At 65.8% G+C, this 21,425-nt stretch carries 18 protein-coding genes and 2 pseudogenes; 12 read left to right on the top strand and 8 right to left on the bottom strand.

Annotated elements, in window-relative coordinates:
• Positions 1–6: 6 nt before the first annotated feature.
• A complete protein-coding gene (locus tag ACFUEJ_RS19775; protein ID WP_055477282.1) occupies positions 7–942 on the bottom strand; it encodes a M23 family metallopeptidase in 936 nt (311 codons plus the stop codon).
• 269 nt (positions 943–1,211) lie between these two features.
• Here ACFUEJ_RS19775 and ACFUEJ_RS19770 point away from each other — a divergent pair, with 269 nt between their 5' ends.
• A complete protein-coding gene (locus ACFUEJ_RS19770) occupies positions 1,212–1,865 on the top strand; it encodes a DUF305 domain-containing protein (RefSeq protein WP_042375754.1) in 654 nt (217 codons plus the stop codon).
• A gap of 28 nt (positions 1,866–1,893) precedes the next feature.
• Here ACFUEJ_RS19770 and ACFUEJ_RS19765 read toward each other — a convergent pair whose 3' ends face one another.
• Positions 1,894–2,844 (bottom strand): M56 family metallopeptidase, encoded by a 951-nt coding sequence (locus ACFUEJ_RS19765; RefSeq protein ID WP_006357618.1) that lies wholly within the window; start codon positions 2,842–2,844, stop codon positions 1,894–1,896.
• A 664-nt stretch (positions 2,845–3,508) separates the two neighbouring features.
• Between ACFUEJ_RS19765 and ACFUEJ_RS19760 the strand changes: the two genes are divergently transcribed.
• The 3 genes and pseudogenes from ACFUEJ_RS19760 to ACFUEJ_RS19750 all read left to right on the top strand — a co-directional run bounded on the left by ACFUEJ_RS19760 (position 3,509) and on the right by ACFUEJ_RS19750 (position 6,501).
• Positions 3,509–4,348 carry a F510_1955 family glycosylhydrolase gene (locus ACFUEJ_RS19760; protein ID WP_035718240.1) on the top strand — a complete coding sequence of 280 codons (840 nt, stop codon included), beginning with the start codon at positions 3,509–3,511 and terminating at the stop codon, positions 4,346–4,348.
• Between the two features lie 301 nt (positions 4,349–4,649).
• Positions 4,650–4,892 (top strand): annotated as a pseudogene (locus ACFUEJ_RS19755) (M23 family metallopeptidase); the annotation flags it as partial.
• Between the two features lie 436 nt (positions 4,893–5,328).
• Complete coding sequence (locus tag ACFUEJ_RS19750; RefSeq protein ID WP_065632065.1) at positions 5,329–6,501, top strand: Ig-like domain-containing protein; 1,173 nt, start codon at positions 5,329–5,331, stop codon at positions 6,499–6,501.
• Between the two features lie 618 nt (positions 6,502–7,119).
• Here ACFUEJ_RS19750 and ACFUEJ_RS19745 read toward each other — a convergent pair.
• Positions 7,120–7,364 (bottom strand): annotated as a pseudogene (locus tag ACFUEJ_RS19745) (hypothetical protein).
• Between the two features lie 435 nt (positions 7,365–7,799).
• Here ACFUEJ_RS19745 and ACFUEJ_RS19740 point away from each other — a divergent pair.
• From ACFUEJ_RS19740 to ACFUEJ_RS19725, 4 genes are all read left to right on the top strand, one after another.
• Positions 7,800–8,030 carry a hypothetical protein gene (locus ACFUEJ_RS19740; RefSeq protein ID WP_068970854.1) on the top strand — a complete coding sequence of 77 codons (231 nt, stop codon included), beginning with the start codon at positions 7,800–7,802 and terminating at the stop codon, positions 8,028–8,030.
• Between the two features lie 152 nt (positions 8,031–8,182).
• Positions 8,183–8,341, top strand: coding sequence for a hypothetical protein (locus tag ACFUEJ_RS19735; protein ID WP_388031337.1), 159 nt, complete (start codon positions 8,183–8,185; stop codon positions 8,339–8,341).
• A gap of 99 nt (positions 8,342–8,440) precedes the next feature.
• Positions 8,441–10,027 (top strand): ParB/RepB/Spo0J family partition protein, encoded by a 1,587-nt coding sequence (locus tag ACFUEJ_RS19730; RefSeq protein WP_226513383.1) that lies wholly within the window; start codon positions 8,441–8,443, stop codon positions 10,025–10,027.
• A gap of 379 nt (positions 10,028–10,406) precedes the next feature.
• The gene (locus tag ACFUEJ_RS19725) at positions 10,407–10,904 is read left to right on the top strand and encodes a hypothetical protein (protein ID WP_068970857.1); all 498 of its coding nucleotides are present in this window, start codon (positions 10,407–10,409) and stop codon (positions 10,902–10,904) included.
• Between the two features lie 132 nt (positions 10,905–11,036).
• Here ACFUEJ_RS19725 and ACFUEJ_RS19720 read toward each other — a convergent pair whose 3' ends face one another.
• Positions 11,037–11,981: an NADP-dependent oxidoreductase gene (locus ACFUEJ_RS19720; protein ID WP_374613523.1), complete on the bottom strand. Its 945-nt coding sequence runs from the start codon at positions 11,979–11,981 to the stop codon at positions 11,037–11,039.
• A gap of 238 nt (positions 11,982–12,219) precedes the next feature.
• On the opposite strand from ACFUEJ_RS19720, the gene ACFUEJ_RS19715 reads away from it, so the two are divergent.
• Positions 12,220–12,807, top strand: a complete 588-nt coding sequence (locus ACFUEJ_RS19715; RefSeq protein ID WP_388031358.1) for a hypothetical protein — start codon at positions 12,220–12,222, stop codon at positions 12,805–12,807.
• A 106-nt stretch (positions 12,808–12,913) separates the two neighbouring features.
• Here ACFUEJ_RS19715 and ACFUEJ_RS19710 read toward each other — a convergent pair whose 3' ends face one another.
• Positions 12,914–13,273 (bottom strand): hypothetical protein, encoded by a 360-nt coding sequence (locus ACFUEJ_RS19710; protein ID WP_374613521.1) that lies wholly within the window; start codon positions 13,271–13,273, stop codon positions 12,914–12,916.
• Positions 13,274–13,390: 117 nt separating this feature from the next.
• Positions 13,391–13,966 (bottom strand): TetR/AcrR family transcriptional regulator, encoded by a 576-nt coding sequence (locus ACFUEJ_RS19705; protein ID WP_171011587.1) that lies wholly within the window; start codon positions 13,964–13,966, stop codon positions 13,391–13,393.
• A 110-nt stretch (positions 13,967–14,076) separates the two neighbouring features.
• Between ACFUEJ_RS19705 and ACFUEJ_RS19700 the strand changes: the two genes are divergently transcribed.
• Entirely contained in the window at positions 14,077–15,879 is a 1,803-nt protein-coding gene (locus ACFUEJ_RS19700; protein WP_388031331.1) for an ABC transporter ATP-binding protein, read from the top strand.
• A gap of 57 nt (positions 15,880–15,936) precedes the next feature.
• On the opposite strand, the gene ACFUEJ_RS19695 is transcribed toward ACFUEJ_RS19700, so the two are convergent.
• Both ACFUEJ_RS19695 and ACFUEJ_RS19690 read right to left on the bottom strand, forming a co-directional pair.
• A complete protein-coding gene (locus ACFUEJ_RS19695) occupies positions 15,937–16,461 on the bottom strand; it encodes a hypothetical protein (protein WP_388031328.1) in 525 nt (174 codons plus the stop codon).
• The gene (locus ACFUEJ_RS19690) at positions 16,458–17,276 is read right to left on the bottom strand and encodes a class I SAM-dependent methyltransferase (RefSeq protein ID WP_388031325.1); all 819 of its coding nucleotides are present in this window, start codon (positions 17,274–17,276) and stop codon (positions 16,458–16,460) included. The genes ACFUEJ_RS19695 and ACFUEJ_RS19690 overlap by 4 nt, the downstream gene beginning before the upstream one ends.
• A 189-nt stretch (positions 17,277–17,465) precedes the next feature.
• On the opposite strand from ACFUEJ_RS19690, the gene ACFUEJ_RS19685 reads away from it, so the two are divergent.
• On the top strand, positions 17,466–19,949 hold the full coding sequence (locus tag ACFUEJ_RS19685; RefSeq protein WP_388031322.1) for an ATP-binding protein: 2,484 nt from the start codon (positions 17,466–17,468) through the stop codon (positions 19,947–19,949).
• Between the two features lie 257 nt (positions 19,950–20,206).
• Positions 20,207–21,292 carry a ribosome small subunit-dependent GTPase A gene (gene rsgA, locus ACFUEJ_RS19680; RefSeq protein ID WP_388031319.1) on the top strand — a complete coding sequence of 362 codons (1,086 nt, stop codon included), beginning with the start codon at positions 20,207–20,209 and terminating at the stop codon, positions 21,290–21,292.
• Positions 21,293–21,425: the final 133 nt, after the last annotated feature.

Genomic DNA, 21,425 nt, shown 5'->3' with positions numbered 1-21,425 from the left:
GGTTCGTCACAGGCGTGGTTCGCCGACCCACTGCGGCACCACCGGCCCCGGCGCGCGGGCGTCGGCATCAGCGGCCATCGCCAGAACCACCCCACGATCGGCCAGCCACTGTGCCGGATCAACGTTGACTCCCGTCGGGTCGAGAACCTCGAAATGCAGATGCGGGCCGGTCGACACCCCACGGTTGCCCACCGTGGCGATCGATTGCCCCATCCGTACTCGCGCGCCCTGCTCGAGCAGATTCTCGTCGTTGTGGCCGTAGGTGGTGATCGTGCCGTCATCGTGCCGGATCCGCATCCACAACCCGAACCCCTCGGCAGGTCCGGAGGTGATGACCTCCCCGTCAGCCACAGCGACAATCGGCGCACCCAGATCATTGCCGATATCAATGCCCTGATGGCCCCGTCCGTCACCGAAGGTGGACGTGATCTCACCCGCAGTCGGCGCCACCGCACCGCCACTACCGGGCAGCAGCGGCGTCGGCGTTCCGGGTTCCTGCGGCTGGGGGCCATGCGGCTCGTTCGGATCGTGCGGCACGATCGCGGCGATCAGGGTGGCCACCAGCCGAGCCAGCGGTAACGCGTCGATGATCCGGAACCCGTCTATCGGATCAATGAGCGAAAACGTTCCGAAGCACTGCAGCGCGGCCACACTGCCCGCATCGCCGACACTGCCCGACTGGGCCTGAGCGCCCAGGCAGGACGCCGCCTGCGTGATCGGCTTCCCCAAATTCGCCGCCGCGGCACCACCCAAAGCGGCCTTCACCGAGTCCTGCACGATCGCGATCAACTCCCCGGCCACATGTCCATCGGTCGAGGCCGCCGCCGGTGCGGTGGCAATCACAGGCGCAACGCCCACGCACACCGCCGCTGCCACCCCCAGCGCTTTGGGGCCCCACTGCTGCCCCGCCTTGACCCGTAGCGATGTCAACACCATCTGCATGCGGTCGCACCTTTCCCGCGGACGTCGTAGACCCACGCACGAGTGCCATGCGTGTACCCGCGAGATCACACCACAAGTCACTTGTGCCCCACCAGTCACACGCGGCTCCACTACGAAGCGAACTAATCAGGCATTAGCGGCTTTGTTTGCGCAGTTCACCGCCCGTTTTGTGGGTGCCGGGCAGGCGACTAACTACTATCGGTGTTAGTAGAATTGTTATCGAAGCGCCGCCGGGCGGTGGCGAAGTATCACTCTTGAGGAGGAGATCGATGAGAGTCACACGAACGGGTGTCGTCGTTGCTGCCGCGGCGGCTGTTCTGACAGTGGTGGCCGCGTGTTCGGACACCTCGACTGAGGATCATTCCTCGATGTCGGGGATGGGTACCAGCGCGGCCAGTACCGAATCCTCAGCGGCGGCCACTGCCGAACACAACAGCGCGGACATCTCGTTCGCCCAGCAGATGATCCCGCACCACACCCAGGCGATCATGATGAGCGACATCCTGTTGGAGAAGGACAACATCAACCCCCAGGTCGTCAGTCTGGCCCAGCAGATCAAAGACGCTCAGCAGCCCGAGATCGAGCAGATGCAGTCGTGGCTGAAGCAATGGGGAGCCCCACTCGAGGGCCAGGGGCACAACATGGACATGGGTACCTCGATGGCACCGGGTACCTCCCCGATGCCGTCGATGATGGGCATGATGTCGCCAGAACAGATGCAGCAGCTACGCGACGCGCAAGGCGCCGAGGCGTCGCGCCTGTTCCTGACCCAGATGATCGAACACCACCGCGGCGCCATCGCCATGGCCAAGACCGAGATTCAAGACGGCCAATCGCCCGAGGCGATCGCGCTGGCACGCCAGATCGTCACTGACCAGGAAAGTGAAATCGCCAGGATGCAGCAGCTTCTCAACAACCCCTAGCGGCCCGACCCGCCCGGGTTTGCCTCGGCTACACACACATCGCGATCACCATCGCCGCGACGACACCGGATGCCGCCAGCGTGGTCGGTACCGCCACCACACCAGCCACCGCCGCGGCGGCACCCACATGATGACGCCGCGACCGGCACCGGTGACCGGAGTCCAAGCGGCTCAGCCGCGGCCCCACCGACGACGAATCGCTGATCGACAACACACCCACCGGGCCCGCCACGGGCCCCGAACGGGCCAACGTTCCCAACGCCGAGCAGACCGCCCGCGCACCCACCAGCTGGGCGGCGCGGGCATCGGCGGCTTGCTCGACCAAGCCGGCGACCTCACGGCCCGCGCGGCTGAACAACGGAATCAGCGGAAACGCACGCCCGAGAGCGCGGGCCGCCAACACCACGGTGTGATGACGTTGCCGCCGGTGCGCGCGCTCATGGGCAACGACGGCATCGAGTTCCTCACCGGACAACGCCGCCTGTAACCCAGTCGTGGCGGCGATCCCGGCATCCTTACCCGGCAGACAAAACGCCATCGGCCGCCCGTCGGCGAGCCACCACACGTCGGGATAGCGCTCACTGCGGGCGCCCACCAACCGCAACGACTGCAGATACTCCTCACGAGCACCACGCATCCGCACCGCCGATCGCACCGCGATCGTCACCGCTCGGACAATCGCTGCCCCGGTCACCACCGCCAGCACGCCACCGGAGATCGCCTCCACCCGCGGGGATGCGCCGTGTGACAACACCCGCAGACACGACACCACCTCGGACAACGAATGGATGCCGAAATGGCCGGGAACCGCCAGCGTCACAACAGCTCCCACCCACAACATCGCAAACACGACCTGCGCGGCCGGCCAGGCCACCAACACCCAACGAGCATCGATACGGCCCTGCACCCGAACCATCCATCGAGGCCACAACCAGCCCAGCACACCCGCGGCAACAACTAACACCACCGCTGCACTCATGGATGCTCACCCATCGTTCGCCTCGATCCTCGACGCCCCGCCGTCAGCTCGCTGAGACCCACACTCAACACACCTTCCCGGCGACCCACCACCTGCACCACCAGCCAGTATGCCCCAGAAGTTCGTCGGTGACGCCGCAACTCAGGCACCGACCGCGCCGCCAATTACTAGGTTGTATAGTAGTTAGATGACGCGGGTTGACCCAGCCTGCGCGTACTAGTTCGAGGGATGCGCTGTGACCGAGAACCCGAGGGGGACGCACTCGCCCCCGGACGACCACCGTCGTCAGTATCTGCATGCCATGCGAGACGTCTACCGGGCACCCACGCCATACTCGGCCCACCAGTTTTTCCACCGCGCCCATCACTTCAGCGTCACCTCGAACCGACGCCGCCACCTCGCCGCACACATCGGTCTCGTCCGCCACCTCGCTGCGATCGGCGACCTCTCCGGGGCGCGTCACCACCTCGGTACCGTCCTTGCCTCCCTCGTCCTCCAAAGACATTGCGGCCAACAACCATCGCAGGCTTCCATCCCCATCCAGAAGTCGTGACCACGACACCCCCAGAGGGTTAGGGCGGCTCCTACCCGGTCTCGCCACCACCCCGATCACCACACCACCCACGCCCGAACTCAGTCCTACCCACACGAAAGTCCTAGCCGCTTGCCTGCCTCAAACCCGTCCAACCGCACCGCTGCGGTCGTCCTCGCAGTCATCGCCACGCTGATTGTGCTAACCGGCTGCTCCACCCGGGAACAACCCACATCCCCACCACCGTCGGCAACCTCAGCAGAGAGCGCAACACTGACCCCAGAACTCGACCACCTCCACGCCCTGCACATCCGCGCCGACGGCACTATCCTCGCCGGAACTCACACCGGCGTAATCGCCCTCACCGCAGATGGAACCACCAGCCGGGTCGGCGTCTCCGACGACGACTTCATGGGACTGGCCGGGGTAACCGGCTCTGATCGGATCTTCGCCTCCGGCCATCCCGGCCCGCGGAGCTCGGCACCCAACCCGCTGGGACTCGTCGCCAGCGAAGATGGCGGGCAGACATGGACACCGAGATCGGTGGCCGGCGACATCGACTTCCACGCGCTCGCCACCAACGGACAACTACTCGTAGGCTTCGACGGAATCAACGGCCTGCTCGTATCGACCGATGACGGGAGAAGCTGGACCCCCGGCGCGCCCCTGGCCGCAGCAGCACTCGCGATCACCGACCGCGGCGTATGGGCGACTACCCCAGATGGCCTGCAACACAGCACCGACGACGCCCAGACCTTCACAACCGTTCCCGATGCGCCGGCCCTAGCTCTCCTGGCGGCCGCACCCGATGGCACGCTCTGGGGCATCGACACCGCCGACACCGTCTGGCGCAGCCCAGACGGCACACACTGGGAACAACGCAGCACCATCAATAGTGTCAACGCGCTGGTCGCCAGAAACGCCGAAAATGCATACGCCGCAAACGAACAATTGCTCTACACGCTCAGCTAACGGACTCGTGTGGAGCAACGAAGGAAGGAGGCGACTCAGATCCGGACGCGCTTTTGATCACGTCCACTCCACCCACTCCACGAGCAGGATCTGACAGACGGTGGCACCCGGCCGACCTGGGTGGTCACTCTCGACCACCTGACGGCACCCAGAAACGCCACGTCTTCGAAGACGTCACTGTCGTTATCGATGAGACGAGCAGCCCCGACTACCCCACGAACTTGCTGCGCGTGTCACAGCTGCGTGAGCACACCGAACCCGCGACCTCAAAGATCGCCTTGGGCGGGGACGGTTATCGAAGGCCGCCGGCTTCGGGCTGTGGATGCGAGTGCTGCAAGACGACGGCACGATCGGCGTGTATGGGCACATCAGCGAGACACTGGTGAGCGTCTGGCAGCGAGTCCTGGCCGGCGCGCAGATCGCAACGGTAGGAAACCGCGGCTACTCCACCGGCCCACACCTGCACTACAAGGTGTGGCAGCAAGATGGACCCAAACTCGATCCTGCACCGTGGTTGAGAACCCGGGGAGTCTACGTCGTCGGACGACCCGCCTTATCGGCGCGCGGGAGGTATGAGGACGAGTGGTCCCGCAGGTGTCGCGAGAGTTGTCGCACCACGGCCTCGACGTCGGCGAGCGGTGGCGAACACGCATCGGCGGGGACTACCTGTGGGGTGTCGCCACACGGCAATAATGAGGTCGACGTGACCGCTCGGCGGTCGCCCACCACGAAGACGTTTCGAACCTTCTCTCGCGCTGTGCAGCGGGTAGAGGAGCGCACAGCATTCAACTACTATCGTGGATAGTAAACCTAGTCCAGGCGCCGAGTGAGAGGGTTCGCCACAATCGATGGGCCGCGTAAGAAGGACTCGAGCTATCGAAGAGCCACGTGATCTCTTGGCGGCTTACGGTGCGCAGCCGCAGTGCTCGAGCGCTCGTGGATGCCGCGGGTCGGTCCGGGCAGGTATTCCGCGACTGCTGATGCTCGCAGCCCTGACGGCTGTGGTGATGTTATTGACCTCGTGCAGCTCAACCGGAGGCGCCGCCTACAGCAACGAGATTCAGGCCGTTGACAGCTTCGCCGACATCGCACAGCCTTCCATTGCTGTGGCCACCGAAGGTGGCGGTCGACTCGCGCCCAACGCGGTTGTCGAACCTGGGCTTCCTATTGTTGTCACGGCCAGCCGCGGCGCGTTGACAAAAGTCCGTATCCCCACAGCCAGCGGCCGTCCCTTGGCGGGCTCACTGAGCGAGGACGGCTCAACGTGGACAAGCACCCAACCCCTGGGATATTCGAAGCGGTATTCCGTTCAAGCCGAGGCCGTGGGCGTGGGCGGTCGATCGGTCGTCTCGCAGCGCTTCACCACGACCTCACCGGAGTCACTGACCAGCGCTGCCATCCTCGGCGAGAAAACCGTCGGGATCGCCCACACAGTCGGGGTGCGGTTCGCCGATCCCATCCCCGACCGAAAGAAGGCACAGGCGGCGATCACCGTGTCGTCTGACCCCCAGATGCGGGGTGCGTTCTATTGGATCAGCGACTCCGAAGTCCGGTGGAGGCCCGAACGCTTCTGGACGCCGGGCACCAAAGTCAGTGTCGCCGTCAACATTTACGGAGTCGACCTCGGCGACGGGCTCTACGGCGACGAGAACTTGTCCTACGACTTCACGATTGGCCGAGCTCAGGAAATCGTTGCCGACGACAACACCAAAACGATAGTCGTCAAACGAGACGGCAAGGTCATCCGCACGATGCCGACCTCGTTCGGCAAAGACAGCACTCCGACGCCCCGCGGTATCTACATGATCGGAGATCGCGTCGAGCACATCATCATGGACTCGTCCACCTACGGAGTGCCTGTCGAGTCCGCAGCGGGATACCGCACACCCGTTCAATGGGCGGTGCAAATGTCCTACAGCGGCATTTACATGCACGGCGCACCGTGGTCGATGTCGGCGCAAGGCAGCAGCAACGTCAGCAACGGTTGCCCAAACCTGAGTCCCACTGACGCGGAATGGCTCGTGAAGAACACCCTGCGCGGTGACCCCGTCACGGTCAAGAACACCAACGCCGACACACTCCCGGGAGTTGATGGACTCGGCGATTGGAACATCCCGTGGCCACAATGGAAGAACGGCAACGCAGACACCTAGGCGCCCCCGCCTGGCTGGAGTTCGTCGACGCTCAGCACGTTCTTCCGACCATGCACGGCCGGGGCGAGTTCACGACGGGCTCACCCGCTCACTGTCTCAGGCGCTTCTCGCGGTGTACAGAACTTCGCTCGAATGCAGCACACCACCACTCGCGACGAGTGCTACTACCGGTCACCCACTGAGCCAGGGGTTAATTCACGAGGGCCGTTGGTCAGTCATGTCGAGACCCTGTGCGGGCGAACCGGTGCCGTGAGGATCAACATCAATAACGAGCAGCGGCGGCATAGCGTCCGTCGGTACTACCTGTGCGAGGCGAGGCTGATCTGGCCGCGTGGGACGACAACCACGCCGCGCGCCGTTCGGGTCTTCTTGGCCGATCCCGGCGTTCGTTTGGCCGGCGGACCGTGCACGGAGTGTCGTCAGAGACGTCAACCCGCACTTCGCCACCTTCGGTGCCAGCTCCCTTGCGGTTACCAACATTCTCGCCGACCCGCACGTCGACACCATCGACGACGACCCTACGGTCGATCCACCGCGCTACCTCTGATGGCCGAGCATTTCGGAGAGGACCCTAAAGACCTTGTTGTTGATGCGGTCGATGACCGGTGCGGCGATGGGCTAACCCCACTTTCCGGCTTCATATCCAGCATCCGCCCAAATGTCCATAATAGGTTCGTTGACAGGATGTGCGCCAGTTGTGGGGTAAATGAGCCATTCTGAAACGAATTAAAGCGACCTTTGCCGTCCGGTGTCACGATCTCATCGGAGTCTGGGTAGGCCAGGTATCCGCACTGAGCTTCGAGGCCACCCGCCGTGGCTTCTACGTCAGTACTGATCGACTCGGCATCCGCCGCCGCACCCACCACGAGGGCGTGAGCGCCACGAGATGCGCCCACTTTCAAAGACGACGTTGTGCTGCCGCGACACCGAGCCCTACCGCGGCCCGCGTCGCTCCCGCACAATCACCCCGACTGCCTTGTGCGTCCGGTGTGCCCGACCTCCCGAGACGAGGTCGCCGGCCCCGACCGGTTGCGGTTTGTCTGCCGGCTGCGCCGTCACCTCATCGGAGCGGCTACGCCGCGCCCTGAGCCCTTCGGGCTGAGTTGGTTTGCGTTGCCCTGCCGCATTCTCTTACCTCCACTCGCGGCCCGCAAGGGCGTGAAAAACTAACCCGCCCTACGGGTTTGCAGGCCTACGGCCCGGATGACTTTTTCACTTCCTCGCTTGCAGCCCACTCCCTCCGGCAAAGAGATGGCCAGTGCAAACGCAAACCAGCACTCACAACGGGAGGGGTCACCATGACCAGCGCCACCACCACCGCCTACCAGCTGTGCAACAGCTGCGCGGTCGCCGTCGCCTACGGAGACATGACCGCCCTCAACACCGAGAGCACCGCCCAGGTCCTGGCGTTCATGGCCGATCACGGTTACCTGACCCAGGCCGACGACATCGACCCACCCGGCTACTGGCTCTGCGAATGCTGCGGAATCGACCAACTCGGCGCAGGCCGCACCTTCACCCACGACTAACCCGCACAACAACCCGAAAGGACCCACCGACATGAACGCCCTGGATCGCCACCAAGGACCCCGCCAACGTCGACGCCGCCGCCGACCAGATCGCCCAGCACGAACCGAACCGCCTCACCGAGGCCGACGGCGACCGCGAATTCGCCGTGTGGATGTACGGAGTCGACCGAGCAATCCGCAGACGCACCAACGGATTCAGCCACCGCGACCTGCCCGATTTCGGCTGGAAAGACGCATACAACAACGACCTGTCCCCCGCCCTCGCCGCCGCCGACGCGATCGCCCACTGGGAAGAGATCGGCGACCTGTAAAAGAAGCTTCCGCGTCGCAATCCGGTACGCGGACAAAAGAAAACCCGGCCAGGGTCAAGCTGGCCGGGGTCTCACCCACCACAGTAAGGGAGAAACCCCATGACACACAACACCACCACCGAGACCGTCACCGCGACGGGCGAGCTGCGCCACCTCAACCCGGCCGATCTGGTCATCGACACCAACATTCGCACCGAGGCCGAGGCCACCCTGACCGCCGAGTTCGTCGATTCGATCCGCGACGGCGTGCGCCAACCCATCCTCGCTGTCGAGGTCGACGGCGAGGTCCGGGTACGCGACGGGCAGCGCCGCACGCTGGCCGCGCGCGAAACCGAGCTTGCCACCGTCCCGGTCTACGTCGTGCCGGTCGCGTCCGACGCCGACGACAAGGCGTTGACCATCGACCGGATCGTGGAGCAGCTGGCCAGCTTCCAGCGCGAAGGACTCCGCACCCGCGACCGCGTGGCCGCGATCGAACAACTCTCCCTGGCCGGGATGTCGGCGACCAAGATCGCCAAGACGATCCGCACCAAGAAGAAGGACGTGGACGCCACCCTCGCGTTGGCGAAGTCCGAAACGACCCTGGATTTGATCGAGCAGGGAGCGGGGTTGACGTTGGAGCAGTCCGCGACCGTCGCGGCCTACGACCACGACCCCGAAGCGCAGCAATGGCTCCTAGACGCCGCCGCACGCGGCGTGTTCGAGCATCAGGCCAAGCAGTTGGCCGACAACGCCGACGAGCGGGTCGAGCTGCTGGCCCAGGTCGCCGTCTACACCGCCGACGGCATCGAGGCCGTGACCCGTAGACCCGAGCACCGGCACACCCGCGCCCAGTTGGAACACATCGAGACCGCCGAGGGTAAGCCCGTACAGATTGAGGACGTGCCAGTGAGTCAGCGTCTCGCCTACGTGTGGGCCGACGTGACCGAAGGGTGGGTCGACGCCGAGGGCAACAGCATCGACGAGCACCTGATCGACTTGGACCTCACCGACGAGGACACCCCCGCTGACGCCCAGCCCGACGAGGGATTGCACGACCCGCGTGCCCTCACTCGCCAGGCGAGCCGGTCAATCGAGACCACTTGGTATGTCAGCGAGTTCCGCGACCTAGGAATGAGGTTCCGTACCTACAGCAGCACCCCGAGCAGCGCAACCGCCACCGCTGACCTCAGCGATGACGAGAAGGAGGCCCGGAAGCAGGAACGTCGCCGGGTGCGGGTCCTCAACACCGCGAGCGTGACCGCCCGCGAGGTGCGGATCGAGATGCTGACCGCGTGGCTGGCCCGCAAGACCCTGCCGAAGGGCAGCGCCCCGAAGGTCGCGAAGTTCATCGCCGAATCGATGCGCGCCCATCACGACATGTTCGGAGCGAACAGCATGCAGGGCAACGCCGCCGAGATCGCGGCCACGATCCTCGGAGGCGAGCCCGCCGAGCTGATCGAGCAGGCCACCACCGCCGACCGCGCCCAGATCATCGGACTCGGCATCGCGCTTGCGTCGCGGGAAGCGCACATGTGGAAAGACGCCTGGCGCAACGTCGGTGACCGCAACTACCTCGGCGGCAGCCAGGTCAAGGCCCGCGCTGGCTACCTGCACTTCCTCGTCGAGGTGACCGGCTACACCCTCTCCGACGTCGAGCAGGTCATCGCCGGTGACAAGCAGGCCGCCGACGTGCCACTCGACTAGACACCCGACGCTAGCCGCTCTTAGACTGAGTCCTTGCCTATGTCGTGAACATGGCCGCAGGTTGCGTTTCGTCACGTGTGACGAAACGCATTGTGCAGCCGCGCGTTCCAAGTGGATTGTGCTCAGCGGCGAACCGCCCGACAGGCTTTGTCGAAGTACAGCATCCGGGGTCTGTCGAGCGATGTGACAGTCGGTGACCGGGATGACCTACCATGCCTGTGGTCGGTCTGGTCACCGTTCGTCCCCGTCCGCCGGCCGTGTGTCCGCACACGAACCCGAATTCCGTTGAAATCAAACGACTGCTGTCGTCAGCAGTCGCCAGCGCCACCGGTTCCGACGGTGAGTTTTCGCTGCCGAACACACAGGGAGGGTAATTCCGATGCCGCACAATGAGTCACGGCCCGACCGGTCGTCGGTGGCGGACAAGGTCGCCCAGACCACCGGGGAAGCCATCCGCGCGGCGCGCGCCCACGACTCCGAGGCGTTCGGTGCCGCGACCGACCTTCTCGCGTTGCACCCCGAGTCGCGAGAAGTGCATGCGATCACGCTGCGCGAACTCCTCGAGACCGTGTTCCCCGATGGGCTGACCGGCGATGATGTGTCCGAGGTGATGACCAGCACCAGCCGTGCCGCCGCCTCATGGACTGCCGCCGCCAGTCCCGCAGCGGTAGCCCTGGTGCTGACCGGCGCGTTGGGGGTGGGCGACACCGCCGGCGCCGATGCGCTGCCATCCGCTGGCCTACCGGACGCGGAGACCACCGCCGCTGCCCTGGTGGTCATCACCGACCTCACGGCACGTGCCGACGTCGACCCGATGGAGTACGTGACTCGGGCTGTGGACGAGATTCGTCGCGCCCAGACGATGGAGATGCCTTGATCGGTGGTCGCACGGTGACCGCGATCCGCTGGTCGCCTTGGACCACGACTTCGCGCGTGACCAACTGCGAGCGCCCGGCGAGGTCGAACGCATCTGCGGCAACTGCGAATCTCGACTAGATCTCCCCTGCGGTCATTCGCTTGCGACGCGTATGACGACCTTGCCGCGCACGTGACCGGACTGGCTCCACTCGTGCGCGTCGGAAGCATCAGCGAGATCGAACACCTCCGCAATCTCCGGCGTGAGATCGCCTGCGTCGGCGAGTCGGGCGAGTTCGGCAAGGTCCGTGGCGTCGGGACGCACCCAGACGTAGTGGCCGCCGAATTCGTCGCGCGCCCGCGCGTCGGTGATCGAGGCGACCGTGCCGCCGTCGCGCAACACGTCCTCGACCGAGTCGAGTGCGTCGCCGCCCACGTAGTCGAGGATGACGTCGACACCCTGCGGCTCGAGTGCCCGTACCCGGTCGGCGAGGCCCTCGCCATACGTCGTGGGCTCGGCGCCCAGACTGCGGAGATAGTCGTGGTTCGACTCCGAGGCCGTCCCGATCACGCGTGCGCCCAGGGACCGGGCGATCTGCACGGCGAACGATCCGACTCCGCCCGCGGCGGCGTGAACCAGCACGGTGTTTCCGGACTGAACTCCTGCCCGGCGGATGGTCTGCAGAGCGGTGAGACCGGCCAGCGGGAGCGCCGCAGCCTCTTCGAACGACCAGTTCGACGGCTTGTGTGCCAGGGTGCGCACCGGGGCGGCGACGAACTCGGCGAACGTCCCGCCCGCCACTTCCCCACCGACGACGTCTTTGCGGACGTAACCGAACACTTCGTCGCCGACTTGGAACTCAGGTGTGTCCAGGCCGACCTGCTCGACCACTCCCGCGACGTCCCAGCCCGGGACCACCGGGAAGACGGTGTCCATGATCTCGGCGAGATAGCCCTCGCGAACCTTCCAGTCCACGGGATTCACACTCGAGGCGCGGACACGCACCAGCACGGAGTCGGGTCCGACCTTGGGCGTGGGCAGGTCGGTCAGTTCCAGGACGTCGGGACCGCCGAAGCGGTCATAAGTGATTGCTCGCATGGTGGCACCAACGGGACGCTCGACGGAATGATTCCAACAGCTCTGCGATGTCTGCCGACGTCCCATCGTCGTGATGCGTACCGAATGCGCCCCATATCCGGCAGGCCGGGACGTGGTCCATCGCGGGGACAACCAGCGCAATCCCGGCCCGAGCCTGCTGGACTAAGCCCGGTCGCAGCATGAAAAACATTGTGCCGTAGTGTTTTCACCCGTGAATTTCGCTGCTGCCGATGCCATCGTGACCGACTCCACTGCCCACGCCTGCGTGTGGTGCTCATCCAGCGACGACATCGCAGAACTCCGCGGCGAACCGCGGTGCGGGCGCTGCCGCGAGGCAGAGCAAACTATCGCGGCGGCCCGCGAGTTCGTCGGTTTCTACGGGCTACGACCTTTGGGCGCGTCGATGACGTCCGACGACGAAGAGGAACGCGAACACCGGGTGGCGGCCCGTGACGCCTGGGCAGTGCTGAATCGGACCCGCACACAGCCCCCACTGCGCGTCCGGTCCGGCCAGCGCGGTGTGACACGATCCGCGTCCACCACCACAAACAAGGACGGCAGCACAACGGCTCGCAAAGCCAAGAACGTCGGGGCCGGAAGCGCCCGCCCTGCGGACGTCTCCCGACCCGACCATGAGGAGCTCATGAGCCGTGCGCAGTCCTTGCTGGCGCAGCTCGCCGAGATCGAGCAACGGCTGGCAGTCGCGCAGGCGGACCCCGGACTGAGCGGCAAGGCCAAGGCGAGCGACTTGACCGCCAAGCGCGATTCGGTGCTGCGTACGCTCGCCGCTCTGGAAAAGGCCAAGCGGGCCCTGGAGCCGGCCTGAGTTCTCACGTGCCAGGACGGTTGTGATCCGGAAGGCGATGAACCGTCACCCGATCCTCCTCACGGAGTAGCGGACGGAGATTGTGCGGTCCACAGCGATTCCACTGTCACCGCCACAGCGACACGATCAGGACGAGGATGAGCAGCTTCAGGGCCCAATCCCCGAGGTGTACAGCTGCCGCGGACAGGACCGTTCCCTCGTGGAAGACCGCGCCCGCGAACAGAACCAACGGGATGAGGAACAGCCCCGCGGCGAGCAGAAGTGCACCGGTGGCATCCGGATCGAGTTGCGCGACCAGACCGGCGACCAGGAGTACGAGCAGTGCGTTGCGGATGAGTTCGACAACCGGCGTCGCCCAGGCCGGTCGGTGTACTTCCGCCGCGGCGGGTGCACCCACGACGCCGTAGTACACACCGCTCACCAGGAACGCGGCGACCGTTGCGGCCACGCACGCCAGTACGTTCACGCTGCCCAATGTCTCATCCGATCGGTGGTAGGTGCAGGGTCTGACACCACCCCGATACAAAACTCATCGGTGGTAGAAGTGTTGCCCCGACCCAAAGCACACGCGTGCGTCGGCTTCTCAGTCGGCAGCGACTCCGGAGAAGAACGTCCGGACGGCGACATCGGCGGCGCGGCGACGCGACATCACCCCGCCGGCGATCGAGACCGCACCGACAAAACAGAGTGAATAGAACACCCCGGCCAGCCATCTCGTTTCGAGATCATCGGCGATGGCACCGTCTTTCTGCGCCCGAGAAAAGATCTCCGGAAGCATCTGGTCCTCTTCCTCAGCCCACTCCGGGTGGCCGTCGAACCGGTGTGGGTCGGCGAACAGGAACACGATGACGTCGTCGATGCCGATGATCACCCGCATCAGCGATTCGAGTGCTGCGCGAGCCGATTCGCACCCGTCGACCGCTTCGCTCGCCTGCCGCTCGAGAACGCTCCTCGCCTCGACGAGCGCCGTATCGACGAGAGACTGACGGTCGGGGAAGTGGCGGTGCAAGGTGCTGCGGCTGACGTCCGCCCGGTCGGCGATGTCGCCCAGGGACGTCGAGAAATCAGTTGCCCACGCCGCGATGGCGGCTGACACTATGGCCTGTCGGGTGCGCAGGCGCACGCCCGAGACGGCAGCCGGTTCCGGCGCATCGTTCACCTGGCCGAGACTATCCACCACACTCGGGTATCTGCAACACACTTGATTGAAAATGGGACACCAATGTGTCATTGTAGAGCTTGCATGTTCCGCTCGGGAGGGCTCACACCATGACGACTTCGACAACCGCGGCCGATCCCGGGCAGACCCCGGATATGCCCATGCGCGCCAAACTCGCGATCCTCTGGGACTACATACGTCCGTACCGGGGCGTCCTTGCCGTGGGCGTCGTCCTCGGGTTACTCGGCACCGCTGCCGAACTCGCGACCCCGCTGGTCACGAAGTGGGTGCTCGACGGTCTTGCCGTGTCGGAATCTCTGGCGGCGCCGATCACAGTCCTGGCCGTGTTGCTCGTCGCCGGGTCGGTGATCGGTCTGATCCAGACGATCATGTTGGGAACCCTGGCCGAACGCATCATTCTCGCCACCCGCACCGGACTCATCGGACACCTGCTCCGCGTCGAGGTCCCCGAGCTCGCCCGTAGGTCGAGCGGCGAGATGGTCGCGCGCGTCACCTCCGACACCCTGCTGATCCGCGAAGCGACGACGTCGAGCATTGTCAACGGTGTCAACGGTTTCGTCGGTATGGTCGGCGCGCTGGTACTCATGGCGTTTCTGGACCTCCCGCTGTTCGCGACCACGATGGTCGTCGTGGTCATGGTCGGGATCGCCGCCGCCGTACTGATGCCGGGGTTGGCGAAGGCGCAGCAGGACGCGCAGGCCCAGATCGGTTTCCTGGGTGGCCGATTGGAGGGGATCCTTCGATCGATTCGCACCGTCAAGGCGAGTCGGGCCGAGGCGCGGGAATCCGACCGGATCGGAGAGTTCGCGCACCGGTCGGCGAGCAAGGGAATCCGGGCCGTGCGTATCGAAGCATGGGCCTGGACGATCACCGGGTCCGGGATCAATCTGGCGGTGATGGTCGTCCTGGCGTTCGGGGCCTGGCGCGTCGCCGACGGTTCGATGGCCGTCAGTACTCTGATCGCATTCCTGCTCTACGGATTCCAACTGATGATGCCTGTCTCGCTGCTCACCCAGAGTGTCACGGCCTTGCAGTCGGGATTGGCCGCGGCTGCGCGGATTGCCGAGATCTCCGACCTGCGAACCGAATCCGACGACGAGGTGGTGGCGAATCGCACGTCGGCTCGGGTCGACCGGACCGCGTCCGCACTCGAACTGCGCGACGTGGTGTACCGATACGCACCAGACTCCCCCGCTGCGCTCAACGGCATTGACCTGACGATCCCACGCCGCGGACACACTGCCATCGTCGGACCGTCGGGTGCCGGGAAGACGACCATCTTCTCCCTCTTCCTGAAGTTCCTACGACCGGATCGCGGCGAGATCGTGCTCGACGGTCGGCCGCTCGACCAGTGGACACTCCACGATCTGCGAGCACGCATCGCCTACGTGGAGCAGGACACCCCTCTGGTCCCCGGAACGGTCCGCGACAACCTCGTCTACGCGGCGCCCGAGGCGACAGACGACGAGGTGTGGCGTGCCCTGTCGGCCGTCCGGATGGATGAGCGTGTCCATTCCATGCCCGACGGCCTACTCACCGACGTGACCACGTCAACGCTGTCGGGCGGGGAACGGCAACGCATCGCGCTCGCCCGCGCGCTGGTCGTCGACCCAGAACTCCTCCTGCTCGACGAGGTGACCGCGCAACTCGACGGGTTGACCGAGGCGGCTGTGGCCGAGGGCATCCGGCGACAGGCCACTCGCGGAGCCGTCGTCACCATCGCGCATCGGCTCTCGACGATCATGGACGCCGACCAGATCGTCGTCCTCGAAGCCGGTCGGGTGCGGGCGGTCGGCAACCATCGGAGCTTGCTAGCCACCGATGAGCTCTATCGAGAACTGGTGGCCGCCATGCGTATCGACACCGACGTGGACGCTGCCGAGCTGAATTGATCCGACAGCCGCCCACCCGGCACAGGCCGGGTGGGCGGGTGTCGCCGGCGGGTCGGGTCAGAACCGCCCGACGACCACGTTGGTGGTCTGGACCCGTGCCCGGCAGTCGCCGTCGGTGAAACGGACCCGGGTGAACACCTCGTCGGCACCGTCCCGGTCCTCGTTGAGAACCGAGCTCGGAACGACGAACTCCCGGAGATACTCGAGCCCGCGGTCAGAAGCCCGGAGGAAACCTTCGGTCCCGACCGAGGTGCCCGGGAAGTTGCGGTCGTAGAGGTACTGCTCTCTACCGTCGTCGCCCAGCACGATGTAGTGCATTCCACCGCAACCCCGATCGTTGATGTGGGTGACGAATCCGACCGCGTCCGCTCGTGTCATCGGATACAGGCCCTGGATGATGATGCGGTTCTTGCCGGCACCGGTGATGTTCTGGTCGACGATCGTCAGCGTCGCGCCCGGTGTGCGCGCGGGTGCTGCCGAAGCCGTCGTCGCAAGCGGCGCGGCGACGCCGATGGCCGCGGCGATCGACAGTGTCGCGCCGAGGCAAGCGATGACCTTGCCACGACTCCGGGGCGCGCTCATGACCGCACCGCCTCGACGACGCGGTACTCCCAGTCGATGGAGATCCCGCCGGGGACCGGTTGCTGCCGAGACTCGGCGAGGGAGATCAGATCGGCACGCAGTGCGTGCTTGCCGCCCTCGTCGAGCTTCGACGCCGCGGAGAACGTCGGACCGTAGTAGCCGAGGAACAGGTCCGCGAAAGCGGCCGCGTCGACGAACCGAACGGTCAGCACGGCGGTGTGCGAATCGACCGAGTGCACACGATCGCCGAACAGCGATGCGACGTACTGCTGATCGCCCCACCGGGTGGCGGGACGCGCGCCCGGCGGCGGCGTCACGTGGCGGCCGACCGCGGCGAGCATTCCACCGACGAAACCGTCTGCGGTCCAACTCGTGACCACGATCTTTCCGGCCGGACGGACGACTCGGGTCAATTCGCGCGCGGCCTGCTCGTGATCGGCGGCGAACATGATGCCGATCGACGAGATACCGGTGTCGAACGCGGCGTTGCCGAACGGCAGGACCTCGGCCGGGGCTTCCACGAAGTCGACGTCGAGATGTTCTGCGGCTGCCCGACCCCGGGCGATGTCGAGTAGTGCCGGCACGTAGTCGATCGCGGTGACGTCGCCACCCTGGCGGGCAGCGGCGAGCGCGGAGTGGCCGGTGCCGGTCGCGACGTCGAGGACACGATCGCCGGGGATGACCGATGCCGCGACCACGGTCGCTTCGTTGACCGGCACGGTCAGCGCGGCGATACGGTTGTAATCGCCGCTGCTCCAGACCTTCTGCTGCTTCTCCCGCAGCGATACCAGGTCTGGTGAGAGAGATGTCGTCATCGGATTGTCCATTTCTGTGTGGTGGGACGACTGGCCGTCGGTGACCGTTTGTCGGTACCGGCGCACCACAACAGTCGGTCACCGGGCATACGGACGGCATCGGTGAGGACCTCCCATCTTTCGCCGAACGTCCTACCCGTGAATGGGTAGACCCACCTATTCGAGCGTCGGGCGGCCTACACTCGGACGGTGCGATTGTTGGAGAGAACCGAGCAGTTGTCGCAGATCAGTGCGGCATTTGACCGGTTGCCGGTGGGTTCGGCCTTCTCCATCGCCGGCGAGAGCGGCGCCGGCAAGACGACGCTGATCGCGCAGGTGTGTGCGACCGCCCGGGACGTGCGTGTGCTGCGGGTGGCCTGCGATCCGCTCGACACACCACGTCCATTGGGTCCCGTCAAAGACCTGGGCATCGGTGTGCAACCGATGATGCTCGCCGACGTCTGCGAAGCCGCCTTCGCTCATCTGGGGGCTGAACCGACGCTTCTCGTGGTCGAGGATCTGCACTGGGTCGACGCCGCGTCGACCGATGTGCTGAGGTTCCTGTGTCGACGCATCGAGTCGATGCCGCTCGTCCTGCTCCTGACGCATCGAGAGCTCGAGCCCCAGGCGGCGGCGCGTGCCCTGCTCGTCGAGGGCGTGTGCCGGATCGAGCTGCCGCCGCTCAGTGTCGCGGCGATCGCGGAATTGGTCGAGGGTACGGGTCTCGATCCCGTGCGGGTCCATGCCGCGACCGGAGGTAACCCCTACTTCGCGACCGAGGTCTCCCGCGAACCCGACCTGCCGATCCCGTCGTCGGTGCGCGATGCGGTCCTGGCGCGGACGACCAAGGTCAGCGCGACCGATTTCGAAGCCCTCCAACTGATTGCGGCGTCGCCGGAACGGGTGTCGGACACCGCGCTGCCGGTCCTGCGGATCGGTTACCCCACTCTGCAGCGTCTCGCCGACACGGGACTTCTGGAATGGGGGCCCGACGGCATCCTATTCCGACACGAATTGGCCCGTCGGGCAATCGAATCCACGATTCCGCCGGGCGGGGTGGCCCATCTGCACGCGCAGCTCCTGGACGCACTCGAGCAGTTGGGCACCGTGCACCCGTCGGTGTTGACCCACCACGCCGTCGCCGCCCGGGACTTCGACCGCGCCGTCCGTCATGCCTGCGCCGCAGCCGAGGACGCCATCCGCGGCGGAGCGCACACCGAGGCCGTCGCGTACTACGAGATCGCCAAGCAGCACCAAGTCAATGCTCCGGCTCGCGAGCGTGCCGAACTGTTGTTGGCGCTGGCCAACGAGCAGTACATGGTCAGCCGACTGCGCGATGCGATAGCCAGTGTGAACGAGACCTTCCCGTTGTGGACCGAACTGGGTGACGACACCGGGTTGGCCACGGCACATGTGGCCGTCGGGGTCTACGAGTACTACAGCGCGCACCGGCAGAGCGCGGAATCGCACCTGGGCCGTGCCGCGGAGATCGCCTACGGGACAGGGGCGTCGACGGTGTACAGCGAGGCCCAGATCCACCGCGCGTTTCTCGCGTTCATGCGGGGCGACGTGTCGGGAACGGCGTCCCTGCTGGCCGACACCGCGTCGGCATCCGACGAGGAACTGCGGCTGTGGAACAAGGTCGTCTCGGACTCGGCTGCGCTGTCCACCGGCGAAGTCGACTCTCGCAGCAGACTTCTCGATCACATGGAAACCGCCCGCACCCTCGGCTTCGACGAACTCGCCTCAACCGTCTATTCACAGGTGGCCAGTCTCGATGTCGAACAGGGAAGGTACCGGGCCGCCGACCGGATCCTCGACGCGGGTCTCCCGTTCACGGTGGAGCGCGACATCCAGATCTGTCGCCACTGGCAGACCGCTGTGCGGAGTCGCCTGCATCTGACCCGCGGACACTGGAACGGAGCCCTCGAGGACGCCGGGGCGGTCATCGACGCCGACGGGATGCCGATCGCCACGCTGTGGCCGCTCCTGGTCACCGTGCTGGTGCCGCTCCGATGCGGCGCGTCGTTCGACATCGACGAGATTGAGAACGCCTGGACCCTCGCCAACCAGATCGATGAACCCCTCCGACGGCTCGCGGTCCTGACCGCCCTGGCGGAGATCAGTTGGATGACCGGGACCGAGGACGCCCGGGTCACCGCGGCGCACACCCTCGACGATGACGGAACAGAATGGGGCACAGGGAGCCTCGCTGTCTGGCGTGCGAGGCTCGGGTGGTCGACGCAGACCGGGCCGATCGCGGCGCCGTACCGATTGTCGCTCGACGGTCGGCACGCCGACGCCGCGCGCTGGTGGTCGGACGCGGGTGACCCGTTCGCATCGGCGATGTGCTGGTTGGATTCCGACGAACCAGCCCGTGGTGTGACGGTGCTCGACGGACTCGGCGCCGCGGGTACCGCCGATCGTGCGCGTGCGTTGATGCGCGAACGGGGTTGCGGCACCGTCCCGCAGCGCCCTCGGCCCACGACACGAGTGAACCCCGGTGGCCTGACGAACAGGCAACTCGAGGTCGCCCGCCTGGTGGCGGAGGGACTGTCGAATTCGGAGATCGCCAAGCGGCTGTACATCTCGTCGAAAACCGCGGACCATCACGTGTCCGCGGTCCTGGCGAAGCTGGGTATGACGTCGCGTCGTGAGGTGCTCGCGCAGGGCGTCGAGTTGGGGCTCCGTTAGCGCCGAACCCGCGGAACGAAAAAGAAGTGGTGGGCATCGCCGGGCGGTGTTAGCGTGAGCCGCGCTGTCCGGTGGGGCAGCACGAGACCTGGAGGTGAGTCGATGGTTGCCGTCGAGATCGCTGGCATCGTCAGCATCCGAACCATCCCTGTTCCTCCAGCCCGTTACTGATCCTCGAACACCGTTCTCGCACAACCGACTGAGCTGCGAGTCGGATGACACCTGGGGTCGCGGGCATTCCTCGAAAGTCCCCAACAGTGAATTCTGCAAGTAATTCGTCCTTCCCCGTCGAGCTCGCCGCTCTCGGCTGGGACGAGCATTTCTCGACCCTGTACACCGACCGCGCGTCCGACGACGAGCTACCAGCTCGCATCGTGCGGGTGGATCGCGGCGGGTGCGACACCATCACCGCATCAGGTCCGGTCCGCGCCATCCGCGGTGTCGGGCGCACTGCGGAGCGCGAACAGTCCGTGTGCACCGGCGATTGGGTGGTGCTGCGCCGAGACGACGGGCAGGCCCGGATCGTGCACCTGTTGCCGCGCCGGACGGCGATCGCGCGCGCGAGTTCGGATCGGACATCGGAACGGCAGGTGCTCGCCGCCAACGTCGACACGGTGATCATCGCGGTGTCGGTCGCGAACAGGGTGAATGTCGGTCGCGTCGAACGCCTGCTGACGTTGGCCTACGACGCCGGCACCCGGCCGATCATCGCGTTGACCAAGTCGGATCTGGTTGACGATCCTCTTCCGGGCGAGGCTGCAGTCGCCGCGGTCGCTCCGGGCGCCGACATCGTGACGACGAGTACGATCACCGGCGCAGGCGTCGACCTCCTCGAGTCCACCATGACCGGTACCGCCGTCCTGCTGGGCTCGTCCGGCGCCGGCAAGTCGAGCCTGGCCAACGCACTGCTCGGTCGTGAACAGATGGCGGCCAACGAGATTAGGACGGTCGACGGGAAGGGCCGGCACACGACGGCGCACCGCGAGCTGCTGCTCCTGCCGGGAGGCAAGGTACTCATCGACACACCTGGCCTGCGTGGGATCGGGGTGCAGGATGTCGCCGAGGCGGCCGGCCGTACGTTCGCCGACATCGAAGAGCTGGCTCGTGAGTGCGCGTTTCGCGATTGCGAACACCGCAGTGAGCCGAGATGTGCCGTACAGGAGGCGATCCGGGACGCCCGGCTCGACGCCGGCCGTCTGGAACGCTATCGCAAGCTGCTGAGGGAGAGTGAGTGGTCGGCCGCTCGGGGCGACGCCCGACAGGCGAGCAAGCGGAGCAAGCGGGACAAAGCGATCACGCGAGACATTCGCGCGATGTACCGGTTCCGGGACCGACAGGGCTGACGGGGCCCTTCGTGACGCGCCCTCCGCAAGCTCCGGGAGCTCCTAGTAATAGCTGGAAGGGCTGGTAACTGGGACATCCTCCTGATGTGGTCATAAGGGGCTTGGTTATCCCAACCACAAAAGGAGGATGTCA

This window comes from Gordonia sp. NPDC057258 (assembly GCF_042668985.1).
Taxonomy (GTDB): Bacteria; Actinomycetota; Actinomycetes; order Mycobacteriales; family Mycobacteriaceae; genus Gordonia; species Gordonia hongkongensis.
The sequence above is the reverse complement of the archived record's forward strand: the minus strand, read 5'-3'. Positions and strand labels throughout refer to the sequence as shown.